This window comes from Streptomyces sp. NPDC029296 (genome assembly GCF_055569255.1).
This window is the reverse complement of record NZ_JBVHXT010000005.1, coordinates 156737-168915: the sequence shown is the minus strand read 5'-3', so window position 1 is coordinate 168915 and position 12179 is coordinate 156737. Positions and strand designations below refer to the sequence as shown.

At 71.7% G+C, this 12179-nt stretch carries 15 protein-coding genes; 8 read left to right on the top strand and 7 right to left on the bottom strand.

Annotation, left to right across the window (positions count from 1 at the left end; all coding sequences use genetic code 11):
• Positions 1 to 39: 39 nt before the first annotated feature.
• On the top strand, positions 40 to 1179 hold the full coding sequence (locus ACZ4W9_RS06440; protein ID WP_467933592.1) for a family 2 encapsulin nanocompartment cargo protein polyprenyl transferase: 1140 nt from the start codon (positions 40 to 42) through the stop codon (positions 1177 to 1179).
• 471 nt (positions 1180 to 1650) lie between these two features.
• Positions 1651 to 1983, top strand: a complete 333-nt coding sequence (locus tag ACZ4W9_RS06435) for a DUF952 domain-containing protein (RefSeq protein ID WP_467933591.1) — start codon at positions 1651 to 1653, stop codon at positions 1981 to 1983.
• Positions 1984 to 2014: 31 nt separating this feature from the next.
• On the opposite strand, the gene ACZ4W9_RS06430 is transcribed toward ACZ4W9_RS06435, so the two are convergent.
• The 3 genes from ACZ4W9_RS06430 to sodN form a co-directional block, all read right to left on the bottom strand.
• A complete protein-coding gene (locus tag ACZ4W9_RS06430; RefSeq protein ID WP_467933590.1) occupies positions 2015 to 2431 on the bottom strand; it encodes a VOC family protein in 417 nt (138 codons plus the stop codon).
• 34 nt (positions 2432 to 2465) lie between these two features.
• Complete coding sequence (locus tag ACZ4W9_RS06425) at positions 2466 to 2867, bottom strand: helix-turn-helix transcriptional regulator (RefSeq protein ID WP_467933588.1); 402 nt, start codon at positions 2865 to 2867, stop codon at positions 2466 to 2468.
• Positions 2868 to 2993: 126 nt separating this feature from the next.
• Complete coding sequence (sodN, locus tag ACZ4W9_RS06420; RefSeq protein ID WP_318201445.1) at positions 2994 to 3389, bottom strand: superoxide dismutase, Ni; 396 nt, start codon at positions 3387 to 3389, stop codon at positions 2994 to 2996.
• 145 nt (positions 3390 to 3534) lie between these two features.
• Here sodN and sodX point away from each other — a divergent pair, with 145 nt between their 5' ends.
• Complete coding sequence (gene sodX, locus ACZ4W9_RS06415) at positions 3535 to 3969, top strand: nickel-type superoxide dismutase maturation protease (RefSeq protein ID WP_467933690.1); 435 nt, start codon at positions 3535 to 3537, stop codon at positions 3967 to 3969.
• Here the strand turns inward: sodX and ACZ4W9_RS06410 are convergent.
• Complete coding sequence (locus ACZ4W9_RS06410; protein WP_467933587.1) at positions 3873 to 4502, bottom strand: CGNR zinc finger domain-containing protein; 630 nt, start codon at positions 4500 to 4502, stop codon at positions 3873 to 3875. The two genes, sodX and ACZ4W9_RS06410, sit on opposite strands and share 97 nt — an antisense overlap.
• A gap of 103 nt (positions 4503 to 4605) precedes the next feature.
• Between ACZ4W9_RS06410 and ACZ4W9_RS06405 the strand changes: the two genes are divergently transcribed.
• Positions 4606 to 5364, top strand: coding sequence for a class I SAM-dependent methyltransferase (locus ACZ4W9_RS06405; RefSeq protein WP_467933585.1), 759 nt, complete (start codon positions 4606 to 4608; stop codon positions 5362 to 5364).
• A gap of 54 nt (positions 5365 to 5418) precedes the next feature.
• Here ACZ4W9_RS06405 and ACZ4W9_RS06400 read toward each other — a convergent pair whose 3' ends face one another.
• The 3 genes from ACZ4W9_RS06400 to ACZ4W9_RS06390 are packed head-to-tail and all read right to left on the bottom strand — an operon-like array spanning position 5419 to position 8153.
• Complete coding sequence (locus ACZ4W9_RS06400; RefSeq protein WP_467933689.1) at positions 5419 to 6171, bottom strand: amino acid ABC transporter ATP-binding protein; 753 nt, start codon at positions 6169 to 6171, stop codon at positions 5419 to 5421.
• A 50-nt stretch (positions 6172 to 6221) separates the two neighbouring features.
• Positions 6222 to 7154: an amino acid ABC transporter permease gene (locus ACZ4W9_RS06395; protein WP_467933584.1), complete on the bottom strand. Its 933-nt coding sequence runs from the start codon at positions 7152 to 7154 to the stop codon at positions 6222 to 6224.
• Between the two features lie 39 nt (positions 7155 to 7193).
• Positions 7194 to 8153, bottom strand: coding sequence for an ABC transporter substrate-binding protein (locus ACZ4W9_RS06390; protein WP_467933583.1), 960 nt, complete (start codon positions 8151 to 8153; stop codon positions 7194 to 7196).
• A 557-nt stretch (positions 8154 to 8710) separates the two neighbouring features.
• Here ACZ4W9_RS06390 and ACZ4W9_RS06385 point away from each other — a divergent pair.
• The 4 genes from ACZ4W9_RS06385 to ACZ4W9_RS06370 all read left to right on the top strand — a co-directional run bounded on the left by ACZ4W9_RS06385 (position 8711) and on the right by ACZ4W9_RS06370 (position 12034).
• Positions 8711 to 9934 (top strand): NAD(P)-dependent malic enzyme, encoded by a 1224-nt coding sequence (locus ACZ4W9_RS06385; protein WP_467933581.1) that lies wholly within the window; start codon positions 8711 to 8713, stop codon positions 9932 to 9934.
• Between the two features lie 238 nt (positions 9935 to 10172).
• Positions 10173 to 11138 carry a zinc-binding dehydrogenase gene (locus ACZ4W9_RS06380; protein ID WP_467933580.1) on the top strand — a complete coding sequence of 322 codons (966 nt, stop codon included), beginning with the start codon at positions 10173 to 10175 and terminating at the stop codon, positions 11136 to 11138.
• 114 nt (positions 11139 to 11252) lie between these two features.
• A complete protein-coding gene (locus ACZ4W9_RS06375) occupies positions 11253 to 11462 on the top strand; it encodes a helix-turn-helix domain-containing protein (protein ID WP_030339104.1) in 210 nt (69 codons plus the stop codon).
• The gene (locus tag ACZ4W9_RS06370) at positions 11462 to 12034 is read left to right on the top strand and encodes a Clp protease N-terminal domain-containing protein (RefSeq protein WP_467933579.1); all 573 of its coding nucleotides are present in this window, start codon (positions 11462 to 11464) and stop codon (positions 12032 to 12034) included. The genes ACZ4W9_RS06375 and ACZ4W9_RS06370 overlap by 1 nt, the downstream gene beginning before the upstream one ends.
• The last annotated feature ends 145 nt before the right edge of the window (positions 12035 to 12179 follow it).

The window sequence follows — 12179 nt, the reverse complement described above, 5'->3', positions numbered from 1 at the left end:
CGGTGACATCGGCTCGCCCGGACCTGGCGAGGGGGAGGCATGGCCGAGTACATGACGGAGACCGACGAGCGTGCCCCCGGTGTGCCGGATGCCGGCACGGCGGGGGAGCCCCGGGAGCCGACCGGGGCCGCCGGTCCGCTCGACGGGCAGGAGGCGCTGGCGCAGCTGGAGCGCACCCGGGCCCTGGTCTATCCGGAGCTGCGCGCGGCCGTGGAGTCGCTGCCGGGCGCCATGCGCCGGATCGGGCTCTACCACTTCGGCTGGCAGCACGCCGACGGCACACCGGCGGCGGGCAACGCGGGCAAGGCGATCAGACCGGCGCTCGTGCTGGCGGCGGCCGCGGCGCTCGGCGGGCCGGCGGCCCGGGCGGCGGCGGTCCGGGCCGCCGCCGCGGTCGAACTGGTCCACAACTTCACGCTGTTGCACGACGACGTGATGGACCGGGACACCACCCGCAGACACCGGCCGACGGCCTGGACCGTGTTCGGGGACACCGACGCGATCCTGGCCGGGGACGCCCTCCAGGCGCTGGCCCTGCGGCTGCTCGCCGAGGACCCGCACCCGGCCTCCGTCCGGGCCGCGGCCCGGCTCGCGGCCTGTGTGGTGGAGCTGTGCGAGGGCCAGCACGCCGACACCGATCTGGAGCAGCGCGCCCCGGACGCGGTGACCCTGGACGAGGTGCTCACCATGGCCGAGGCCAAGACCGGCGCACTGCTGGGCTGCGCCTGCGCGGTCGGCGCGCTGTACGCGGGAGCCGGCGCGGAGGAGGTGGCCGCGCTGGACGGCTTCGGCCGCCAGGCCGGGCTCGCGTTCCAGCTGATCGACGACGTGATCGGCATATGGGGAGACCCGCGGCACACCGGCAAGCCGGCCGGCGCGGATCTCGCCGCCCGCAAGAAGTCCCTGCCGGTGGTGGCGGCACTCACCTCCGGCACGCCGGGGGCGTCCGAGCTGGCCGCGCTGTACGGCAAGCCGTACCTCGGCGACGAGGCGGAGGCCGGGGAGATCGCGCGTACGGCACTGGCGGTGGAGCGGGCCGGCGGCCGGGACTGGGCGCAGGCCGAGGCGGCAGACCGAATGGCCCGGGCCATGCAGGAACTGGCCCGCGCGGTCCCCGACCCCGAGGCGGCGGGCGGCCTGCTGGCGCTCGCCGAGTTCGTCACCCGGCGCACCAACTGAGGGCCGCCGCCCGGCGGCCGAGGAGAACCCGGAGTTCCCGGGCCCGTGTGGCTCCTGACCCCGCACGGCCGTCGGGGGCTTCGGCAGGCGGCCCCGCACACCCCCACAGTGTGCGGGGCCACCGCTTCCCGTGGGGCGGGATACGACGATGCCGCCTACGCTGAGGTCATGGGCAGCGAGGAACCCGTCTGTCCGGTCTGCGGACAGCCGGTGGAGAGCGTCGTCAAGCGGCACAAGACGCTGGGCGCCTGGGTGCCGGTCTGGGGCCCCGGCCCGTGTCACAACCCCGGCTGCGGGGCGTACACCGACTCGGGCGGCCCCGGCACGAACCGGTCCGCCGAACCCGTTCGGGGCCCGGCTTCCGGCCCCGACCGGTCCGCCGGCGCGGGGGACGACGGCGGCCGCGCGCCCGGGCGGCCGGGAGGCCGTGCACCAGGCGGCCGGTGGCGGGGGACGCCGTAGCGTGGGCGCATGCCGAAACTGCCGTACATCCTCCACATCACCGAACGCTCCCTGTGGGAAGCGGCGCGCGAGCGCGGTGTCTACGAACGGTCCACGCGGGGCCGCACCCTTGAGGAGGAGGGCTTCATCCACTTCTCCAGCCGTGAGCAGCTTCCGGGCGTCGCCGCGTTCCTCTACGGCGGCTACGACGGCCCGGACGAGCTGGTCGTCCTCGTCGTGGACCCGGCCCGGGCCGGGGCGCCGGTGCGCTACGAGTCCGCCGCGCCGGGCGGGGAGGAGTTCCCGCACCTGTACGGTCCGCTGCCGGTAGAGGCCGTGGTGGACGTGGAGCCCTGGAGCTGAGCCGCGCCGCGGCCCCGGTCCGGCCGCCGCGTCAGGACGCCGGGCGTTCGATGAAGCGGAGCTGGTTGCCCGCCGGGTCCCGGAAGGCGCAGTCCCGGACCCCGTACGGCTGGTCCATCGGCTCCTGGAGGACGTCGGCGCCGGCCTCCCGCACCCGCTCGTACAGCGCGTCGCAGTCGGGGGTGGTGAAGATGACCCCGCGCAGCAGGCCCTTGGCGAGGAGTTCGTTGAGGGCCTGCTTGTCCGCCGGAGAGGCGTCCGGGCTCGCGTCCGGCGGCTCCAGCACGATCTCCACGTCCGGCTGGAGCGGGGAGCCCACGGTCACCCAGCGCATCCCCTCGAAGCCCACGTCGTTGCGGACCTCCATGCCGAGGACATCGCGGTAGAAGGCGATGGCCTTGTCGTGGTCGTCCACCGCGAGGAAGCACTGCGCGAGTTTCACGTTCATGGACTCACCCTAGAGCGGGCCGCCGCGCCGTGCCTCAGTACGGGCGGCGGCGCGGGCGGGTCAGCCTGCGGGCCGCGCAGGGCGGGATCGCCGCGCTCTCCTCGTGGTCGCGGGCCCGGTAGGCGCTCGGTGTCTCGCCGACCAGCTCGGTGAAGCGGGAGCTGAAGGAACCGAGGGAGGTGCAGCCGACGGCGAGGCACACCTCGGTGACGGTGAGGTCGCCCCGGCGCAGCAACGCCTTGGCGCGCTCGATCCGGCGGGTCATGAGGTAGCCGTACGGCGTCTCGCCGAACGCCTTGCGGAAGCTGCGCTGGAAGTGGCCCGGGGACATCAGGGCGTCGCGGGCCAGCTCGGTCATGTCGAGCGGTTCGGCGTACTCCCGGTCCATGCGGTCGCGCACGCGCCGCAGCCGTCTCAGATCCTCCAGGGCGCTCACCCGCCCAGCTTCGCACAGCACCGCCCGGCCGGGGCGGGAGGTCGCCGAGAGGTTCCCGCGCCCCGCCGGAAAGCACCGCACCCGGCCCGCGGTAGCGCGGGCCGGGTGCGGGGGAGAGGCGGGCGGTCAGGCCTGCTTGGTCTCCCAGAAGATCTTGGCGATCTGCTCGATGTAGTCCAGGGCCTTCTGGCCCGTCGCCGGGTCGGTGGACGCCTTGGCGGCCGAGAGGGCCTTCAGGGCGTCGTTGACCAGCTGGTGCAGCTCCGGGTACTTCTCGAAGTGCGGGGCCTTGAAATAGTCGCTCCACAGGACGGAGACGTGGTGCTTCGCCAGCTCGGCGCGCTGCTCCTTGATGACGGTGGCGCGGGCCTGGAAGTGCGGGTCGGCGTTGCCGGCCATCTTCTCCTGGACGGCCTTCACCGACTCCGCCTCGATGCGGGCCTGGGCCGGGTCGTACACGCCGCAGGGCAGGTCGCAGTGGGCGCTGACCTTGACCTTGGGGGCAAACAGGCGGGAAAGCATGGAGCATTCCTTCCTCGTGATCGTCTTCTCAGGTGCGACATTACTCCCTGAGGAACGCGATTTCTCGGCTGCCCCCTAGGGCTTAGGACAAAAGTCCAGGGTGAGACTGAGACTGGTGGAGGAACGGACCGGGGAGGTGCCGGGGATGCCGGAACTGTCGCAGGAGACCGAGCGGGGGAGGGCGGCGGCGCCCTTCGGGCTGGCGGAGGTGACCGGCCCGTCCATGGTGCCCACGCTGCACCACGGGGACCAGCTGCTGGTGCGGTACGGGGGCGCGGTGCGGCCCGGTGACGTGGTGGTCCTGCGCCATCCCTTCCAGCAGGACCTGCTGGTGGTCAAGCGGGCGGTGGAGCGGCGCGACGGCGGCTGGTGGGTGCTCGGGGACAATCCGTACGCGGGCGGGGACAGCACGGACTACGGGGTGGTGCCCGAGGAACTGATCCTGGGCAAGGCGCTGTTCCGGTTCCGGCCGGTGGGCGCCGGTCAGCGGTCGCCGCTCGCGCTGCTGCGCTGGGCGCTCTCGGCGGCCCGGCCGCTGCTGCCGGACCGGTCGGCCTCCAGGCGCTTGCGGGCCCGGTAGGCGGCCACGTTGGCGCGGGTGGCGCAGCGGTCCGAGCAGTAGCGGCGGGAACGGTTGGTGGAGGTGTCCAGGTAGGCGTTGCGGCAGGGGGGCGCCTGGCACAGGCCGAGGCGGTCGACGCCATACTCGGTGAGGTGGAAGGCGAGGCCCATCGCCGCGATCGCCGCGTAGCCAGCGGTGGCGTTGGAGGGGTGGTCGGCCAGGTGCATGTGCCACAGCGGCCGGCCGTCGTCGTCGCGGTGGTCGTGCCCGGAGATCTGCGGGCTGACCGGGAACTCCAGCAGCAGTGAGTTCAGCAGGTCCACGGCCAGGGTCTCGTCGCCCTGGTCGGCGGCTTCGAAGACCGCGCGCAGCCGGCCCCGGACCGAGCGGAAGCGGGTGACGTCGGCGTCCGTGGCGCGGCGGGCGGCCGACGCGTTGACGCCGAAGAGGTCGCGGACGGCCTCGACCGTGGTCAGGGTGTCCTTGCCCCGGGCCGGCTCCTCGCTGTTGACGAGACGTACGGCGTAATCCGAGTAATAGGCCAGTTCCACTTGTAGTCCTTACGCGGGCGTCTTAGGGTCGTGTCTGCGGTCGGGTAAGAGCCGGTCGTGCTTCCAGGGTATTACGCGAAACCGAGGGGAGTCGGTGTTCCACATGACGACGGGTACCGGGACCGACTGGGCGGCCTGGCAGGAGAGCTGGGACCGGCAGCAGGAGTGGTACATGCCGGACCGCGAGGAGCGCTTCCGGACCATGCTCGACATGGTCGAGGCGCTCGTGGGCCCCGCCCCGCGCGTGCTCGACCTGGCCTGCGGCACCGGCAGCATCACCGCCCGGCTGCTGCGCCGCTTCCCGGAGGCCACCAGCACCGGTGTCGACCTGGACCCGGCGCTGCTCGCCATCGCGCACGGCACCTTCGACGGCGACGACCGCGTCCGGCTCGTCACCGCCGACCTCAAGGACCCCGACTGGCCGGCGCGGCTGCCGTACGACTCCTACGACGCCGTCCTCACCGCGACGGCCCTCCACTGGCTGCACGCCGAACCCCTCGCGGTCCTCTACGGCCGGGTCGCGGAGCTGGTCCGCGACGGCGGTGTCTTCATGAACGCGGACCACATGATCGACGAGACCACGCCCCGGATCAACGAGGCCGAGCGCGCCCGGCGGCACGCCCGTATGGAACAGGCCAGGCGGGACGGCGCCCTGGACTGGGCCGACTGGTGGCAGCTGGCGGCCCAGGACCCGGTCCTCGCCGGGCCGACCGCCCGGCGCTTCGAGATCTACGGCGAGCACGCGGACGGGGACATGCCGTCGGCGCGGTGGCACGCGCGCGTGCTGCGCGAGAAGGGATTCACCGAGGCCAGGCCGGTGTGGTGCTCCCCGTCGGACACGCTGCTGCTCGCGCTGAAGTAGGCGGGCAGCAGTGAGGGGCGGTACGGGCCACCCGTACCGCCCCTCACGCGCGGGTCAGAGGACCTTGGACAGGAACGACTGCGTCCGCTCGTGCCGCGGGTTCGTCAGAACGTCCCTGGGGTGGCCGGATTCGACCACCACACCGTCGTCCATGAAGACCAGGCTGTCGCCCACCTCGCGGGCGAAGCCCATCTCGTGGGTGACGACGACCATGGTCATGCCGGACTCGGCGAGGTCCCGCATGACGTCCAGGACGTCACCGACCAGCTCCGGGTCCAGGGCCGAGGTCGGCTCGTCGAACAGCATCAGTTTCGGCTCCATCGCCAGGGCCCGGGCGATCGCCACCCGCTGCTGCTGGCCGCCGGAGAGCTGGGAGGGGTAGTGCCCGGCCCGGTCGGCCAGGCCCACGCGCTCCAGCAGCTGCATCGCGCGCTCCCGGGCCTCGGCGCGGCTCGCGCCCTTCACCTGGACCGGCGCCTCCATGACGTTCTCCACGGCCGTCATGTGCGGGAACAGGTTGAAGCGCTGGAAGACCATGCCGATGTCGCGGCGCTTCATGGCGACCTCGCGGTCGCGCAGCTCGTACAGCTTGTCGCCCTGCTGGCGGTAGCCGACCAGCTCGCCGTCGACGTACAGCCGCCCGGCGTTGATCTTCTCCAGGTGGTTGATGCAGCGCAGGAAGGTCGACTTCCCGGAGCCGGAGGGGCCGATCAGGCAGAACACCTCGCCCGGCTTCACCTCCAGGTCGATGCCCTTGAGCACCTCGACCTGGCCGAAGGACTTGTGCACGCCCTCCGCCCTGACCATCGGGACCGCGTTCCGCGGCCGGGCGTCCTGCGTCTTGCTCAGCTTGTCGGTCATGCCGTGACCTTCCTGCTGGAGAAGGTCGTCAGATGCCTCTTCACCTTCTGCCACGGGGTCGGGGGGAGGGTGCGGCTGGAGCCGCGGGCGTAGTACCGCTCCAGGTAGTACTGGCCCACGCTCAGCACCGAGGTCATGATCAGGTACCAGGCCGCGGCGAGGAAGTACATCTCCACCGGGGCGCCGGAGTTCTGGCCGATGTCCTGGGCGTAGCGGAAGAGTTCGGAGAACTGGACGGCCGCCACGAGCGAGGTCGTCTTCAGCATGTTGATCACTTCGTTGCCCGTGGGCGGCACGATCACCCGCATCGCCTGCGGGACGACCACCCGGCGCAGGGTCTTGCCGTGGCTCATGCCGAGCGCGTGGGCCGCCTCGGTCTGGCCCTCGTCCACCGCGAGCAGGCCGGCCCGGCAGATCTCGGCCATGTACGCGGCCTCGTTCAGGCCCAGGCCGAGCAACGCCGTCAGCAGCGGCGTCATGAAGCTCGACCAGTAGTCCTTGTAGATCGGCATCAGGTTGATGTACTCGAAGACCAGGCCCAGGTTGAACCAGAGGAACAGCTGGACCAGGACCGGGGTGCCGCGGAAGAACCAGATGTAGAACCAGGCGATGGACGAGGTCACCGGGTTCTTCGACAGCCGCATCACCGCCAGGACGATGCCGCCGACGATGCCGATCACCATCGACAGGACCGTCAGCAGGAGGGTCTTGCCGACACCGGTCATGATCCGGTCGTCGAAGAAGTAGTCGGGTACGGCGTGCCAGTTGATCTTGCCCTGGGCGAACGCGTAGACGATCGCGACGAGGACCGCGATCGCGATGACGGCGGTGACGTACCGTCCGTAGTGCCGGACCGGGATGGCCTTGATGGCCTCGGCGCCGGCCGGGGGCGTGTCCTCCGGACCCGCCGTCTTGTCGATGTCAGTCACGGATAGTGCCTCTCGGTGGCCGCTGCTGTCGGTCGCGGGTCACTTGCCGCCGTTGATGACGGACTGCTTGACGGCGCCGTCCTGGGCGCCCCACTTCTCGAGGATCTTCTGGTACTCGCCGTTCTTGATGATGGCGTCCATCGCCGCCTGGAGGGCGTCCCGCAGCCGCGTCTCCTTCTTGGAGACCGCGATGCCGTACGGGGCCGCCTCGACCTGGTCGCCCACCAGCTCGAAGTCCTTGCCGCCGCCGGAGGTCTTCACCGCGTACGCGGCGACCGGGAAGTCGGCGGACACCGCGTCCGCGCCGCCCGAGCGCAGCCGGGTCTGGGCCTGCTGGTTGTCGTCGAACGCCTCGATGGAGAGCTTCTTGCCCTTCGGACACTTCCCGGCCTGCGCCTTGGCCAGGTCGTCCGAGGTGGTGCCGCGCTGCACGGCCAGCTTCTTGCCGCACAGGTCGTCCCAGGTGGATATGGACTCGGTGTCGCCCTTGCGCGTGTATATGGAGACACCGGCCGTCAGGTAGTCGACGAAGTCGACGCCCTCGCCGACGTGCTTGCCGGTGTCCGGATCCACGCCCTCCTGGCGGTTCTTGTTGTCCGTCATCGCCGACATCGCGATGTCGTAGCGGTCCGAGCGCAGACCGGTGAGCAGGGCGTCGAAGGTGCCGTTCTGGAACTCGAACGTCACCCCGAGCTGCTTGCCCAGGGCCTGAGCCAGGTCCGGGTCCAGGCCGACCACCTTGCCGGAGTCGTCCTTGTACTCCACCGGGGCGTACGCGATGTCCGAACCGACCCGGAGCTTGCCCTTGCTCCGGATGTCCTGCGGGAGCTTGTCGGCGAGAGGGGCGCTGCCGGTGGACGCGCTGCCGGAGCCCTTGTCCTTGTCCTTGGTCTGGTCACCGCAGCCGGTGAGCAGCAGGGCGCCTGCGACCGCGATCGCACCGACCGCGGCAAGACGGGAGCGCGCGGCGGTGGTACGACGGGTGGAGCTTGCGGTCATCGTGGTTCCTCCGGCGGATGGGAAGAGGTGCCGATGGGTCGACGGAAACACACACCTTCGGGTGTCGCGACCTCGTGGGTTTACGGCATCTTGCCATTCGGACTACGCCATTCAGGGGACTCGTTATGTCAAAATCGGATAACGGGCGGCCCCCGAACCGCACCAGGTCGGTACAACCTTGGTCCATAGCCGCAGGACCATCTGCGGGAATGCGCTGCTCCGACCGGAGAATCTTCATCGTGTCTCACGATGTGGTCGCTCGACCCCGCGTGACGCGTACGCGATTTCACGCCATTTCGGTCCGTCGGCCGTCCGTCATCCCCGCGTCGCCTTCGCGTTCCGGGATGTGACCTTGCACCTATTGGACTCGTCGCGGGCGCCGTCCGTCCGGTAAGAAGGTTCTTTACACCCCTCATCCGGGGCTCAGGGCGCGTGTGCGGCGCGCCCGTCGCGTATGGCCTCGTACGTATCAGCAATCGGGCCGTACGCGGTGCCCGCCCACCCCTCACCAGGAGTGGTCGACCCTCAAACCATGCATACCTAAGGGGTAAGACAAAGTGGCAGCGGAGATCGTCAATCCTCGCAGCGACGACACGACGGACCAGGACGGCGGGGCCGAGCCCCTCGATTCCTTCGATCCCGTGTTCGCGCTGCACCGCGGCGGCAAGATGGCTGTGCAGGCCACCGTGCCGGTCCGCGACAAGGAGGACCTTTCCCTCGCGTACACGCCCGGAGTCGCGCGCGTGTGCACCGCGATCGCGGAACAGCCGGAGCTGGTCAACGACTACACGTGGAAATCCAGTGTGGTCGCCGTCGTGACCGACGGTACGGCCGTGCTCGGGCTCGGGGACATCGGTCCCCAGGCCTCCCTCCCCGTGATGGAGGGCAAGGCCATCCTGTTCAAGCAGTTCGGAGGCGTGGACGCGGTCCCGATCGCCCTCGACTGCACCGACGTCGACGACATCGTGGAGACCGTCGTCCGGCTCGCTCCCTCCTTCGGCGGAGTGAACCTGGAGGACATCTCGGCTCCCCGGTGCTTCGAGATCGAGCGCCGGCTCCAGGAGCGCCTGGACATCCCGGTCTTCCACGACGACCAGCACGGCACGGCCGTCGTGACGCTCGCGGCGCTGCGCAACGCGGCGCGGCTGAGCGGACGCGAGATCGGGCAGCTGCGGGCCGTCATCTCGGGCGCCGGCGCGGCCGGTGTCGCCATCGCCAGGATGCTGGTCGAGGCCGGCATCGGGGACGTGGCGGTGACGGACCGCAAGGGCGTGGTCTCGGCCGGCCGGGACGACCTGACCGCGGTCAAGCGGGAGCTGGCCGGGTTCACCAACAAGGCCGGCCTCACCGGCTCGCTGGAGGACGCCCTCGCGGGTGCGGACGTGTTCATCGGCGTCTCCGGCGGTACGGTCCCCGAGGAGGCCGTGGCCTCCATGGCGGAGGGCGCCTTCGTGTTCGCGATGGCCAACCCGAACCCCGAGGTGCACCCGGACGTCGCGCACAAGTACGCGGCGGTCGTCGCCACCGGGCGCTCGGACTTCCCCAACCAGATCAACAACGTGCTGGCCTTCCCCGGCATCTTCGCCGGCGCGCTCCAGGTGCGGGCCACGCGGATCACGGAGGGGATGAAGATCGCCGCCGCGGAGGCGCTGGCCGCGGTGGTCGGTGACGATCTCGCCGCCGACTACGTGATCCCGTCGCCGTTCGACGAGCGGGTCGCCCCGGCGGTCACCGCGGCGGTCGCGGCCGCCGCGCGCGCCGCGGGTGTCGCGCGTCGCTGACGTCGCGCCGCATGGTCCCGCCCGTCAGGGCGGGACCATTTTCTTGCCCGCCGCCCCGTCCGGGGACCTGGTGAGCGCCGTCCGGGTGTCCGGAAGTCGCCGTCCGGGACGTGCCGCCCGGGGGCCGGCGGGCGGGGCGCCGGTGGTCGTGCGCCGCACGGGTGCCGTTGCGCAAGAGGGCATGTGTCACAGGGGCGCCTGGTTCCGCCGGGTGCGTCGCGCCCCTATCGTCGGCTGCATGTTCGCTGTCTACGCCGCCCGAATCGACCGCGACCAGCCGCTCACCGGCCTCGAGTTGGGGGAGCGTCCGGCTCCCGAGGCCCGTCCCGGCTGGAGCACCATCACCGTGCGCGCCGCTTCCCTCAACCATCACGACCTCTGGTCCCTGCGGGGCGTCGGCCTCCCGGAGGACCGGCTGCCGATGATCCTCGGCTGCGATGCCGCCGGTGTCGACGCGGACGGCAACGAGGTCGTCCTGCACTCCGTCATCGGCCAGACCGGTCACGGCGTCGGCCCCGGTGAGCCGCGCTCCATCCTCACCGAGCGCTACCAGGGCACCTTCGCCGAACAGGTCGCCGTGCCGACCTGGAACGTCCTGCCCAAGCCGAGGGAACTGTCCTTCGCCGAGGCCGCCTGTCTGCCGACGGCCTGGCTGACCGCGTACCGGATGCTCTTCACCAACGCCGGGGTGCGGCCCGGCGACTCGGTCCTCGTGCAGGGCGCGGGCGGCGGTGTCGCCACCGCCGCGATCGTCCTCGGCAAGGCGGCCGGGCTGCGCGTCTTCGCCACCAGCCGGGACGAGGCGAAGCGGAAGCGGGCCGTGGAGCTGGGCGCCGTGGAGGCGCTGGAGCCGGGGGCCCGGCTGCCGCAGCGGGTGGACGCCGTCATCGAGACCGTGGGCGCCGCGACCTGGTCCCACTCGGTGAAGTCCCTGCGGCCCGGTGGCACGCTCGTCATCTCCGGGGCGACCAGCGGGGACCGGCCCTCGCACGCCGAGCTGACCCGGATCTTCTTCCTCGAACTGAAGGTCGTCGGCTCCACGATGGGCACCAAGGACGAGCTGGAGGACCTGCTCTCCTTCTGCGCCGCGACCGGGGTGCGGCCCGTCATCGACGAGGAACTGCCCTTGGACCGGGCCCGTGAGGGATTCGAACGGCTGGCGTCGGGGGATCAGTTCGGGAAGATCGTGCTCACCAACTCCTGAGGTTCGCCGGGGCGTTGGGGTGAAGGGCGGGTCCGGGAAGCCGGGCCCGCCTTTCGCGTGTCCGGACTGTCAACTGTGGTTGACGAATGAGGGGTGTCAACCTACATTGACAGCATGAGTGAGGCAACCGATCTCGCCGAGCGTGCCGGTGACCGTGATCCACGGGTCGGGCTGCGGGCCGTGGCCGCACTGCGCCGGCTGCTGGAGCAGCTGGAGGCGGTGCAGGTGCGCAGCGCGCGCAATCAGGGCTGGTCGTGGCAGGAGATCGCCGCGGAGCTGGGTGTCAGCAGGCAGGCCGTGCACAAGAAGTACGGGAGGCGTTGATGTTCGAGCGGTTGACCAAGGACGCGCGGGCGGTGGTCGAGGGAGCGGTCGCGCGGGCGCGGCAGGGCGGGGAGCGGACCGTCGGGCCCGAGCATCTGCTGCTGGCCCTGCTCGACAGCGAGGGAAGCCGGGCCTCCTTCGCGCTGTCCGCCCTCGGGCTCGCGCCGTCGCGGGACGCGGTGCGGGGGGCCCTGGGCGAGGCGCGGCGGAGGGCGGGGCTGACCCGGGCCGAGGCGGAGGCGCTCGCGGGGCTGGGGATCGATGTGGGGGAGATCGTGGCCCGGGTGGAGGAGGTGCACGGGGTCGGAGCGATGGCCGGGGACGCGGGGGAGCGGGTGTGGCGGGCGGGGCGCCGGCCCCGGTTCGGCCGGGGTGCCAAGGATGTGCTGGAGCGGGCGTTGCGGGTGGCTGTCGGGCGGGGGGAGCGGTTTGTCGGGGGTGAGCATCTGTTGCTGGCGCTCACGGTACTTCCGGGGGTGGGCGGGGAGGTGCTGGCGGACTTCGGGGTGACGTTCGAGGGGGTGTCGAGGGTTTGCCCACCCGCCCACCCGACTCGCTCGACTGGAGGGTGAGCGCCGCGGGGCGCCGCCCCGGCCCCCGGGGGCGCCCGTCCGCCGGGGCTCCGTCCCTGGCCTCGGGGGTTGCCCGCGGGTCCGCCCGCCCGACTCGGGCGGCTGGAGGTGGGTCTTCGGGGCTTCGCCTGCGGCCCGGGAGTCT

What these genes read in the sequence shown, in the direction of transcription:
- sodN (WP_318201445.1), bottom strand. Translation starts at nt 3,389, where the DNA reads ATGCTTTCCCGCCTGTTTGCCCCCAAGGTCAAGGTCAGCGCCCACTGC.
- ACZ4W9_RS06400 (WP_467933689.1), bottom strand. Translation starts at nt 6,171, where the DNA reads ATGGTCAGGGCGGAGGGCGTGCACAAGTCCTTCGGCCAGGTCGAGGTG.
- ACZ4W9_RS06375 (WP_030339104.1), top strand. Translation starts at nt 11,253, where the DNA reads ATGAGTGAGGCAACCGATCTCGCCGAGCGTGCCGGTGACCGTGATCCA.
- sodX (WP_467933690.1), top strand. Translation starts at nt 3,535, where the DNA reads ATGCCGGAACTGTCGCAGGAGACCGAGCGGGGGAGGGCGGCGGCGCCC.
- ACZ4W9_RS06370 (WP_467933579.1), top strand. Translation starts at nt 11,462, where the DNA reads ATGTTCGAGCGGTTGACCAAGGACGCGCGGGCGGTGGTCGAGGGAGCG.
- ACZ4W9_RS06390 (WP_467933583.1), bottom strand. Translation starts at nt 8,153, where the DNA reads ATGACCGCAAGCTCCACCCGTCGTACCACCGCCGCGCGCTCCCGTCTT.
- ACZ4W9_RS06405 (WP_467933585.1), top strand. Translation starts at nt 4,606, where the DNA reads ATGACGACGGGTACCGGGACCGACTGGGCGGCCTGGCAGGAGAGCTGG.
- ACZ4W9_RS06440 (WP_467933592.1), top strand. Translation starts at nt 40, where the DNA reads ATGGCCGAGTACATGACGGAGACCGACGAGCGTGCCCCCGGTGTGCCG.
- ACZ4W9_RS06430 (WP_467933590.1), bottom strand. Translation starts at nt 2,431, where the DNA reads ATGAACGTGAAACTCGCGCAGTGCTTCCTCGCGGTGGACGACCACGAC.
- ACZ4W9_RS06435 (WP_467933591.1), top strand. Translation starts at nt 1,651, where the DNA reads ATGCCGAAACTGCCGTACATCCTCCACATCACCGAACGCTCCCTGTGG.
- ACZ4W9_RS06380 (WP_467933580.1), top strand. Translation starts at nt 10,173, where the DNA reads ATGTTCGCTGTCTACGCCGCCCGAATCGACCGCGACCAGCCGCTCACC.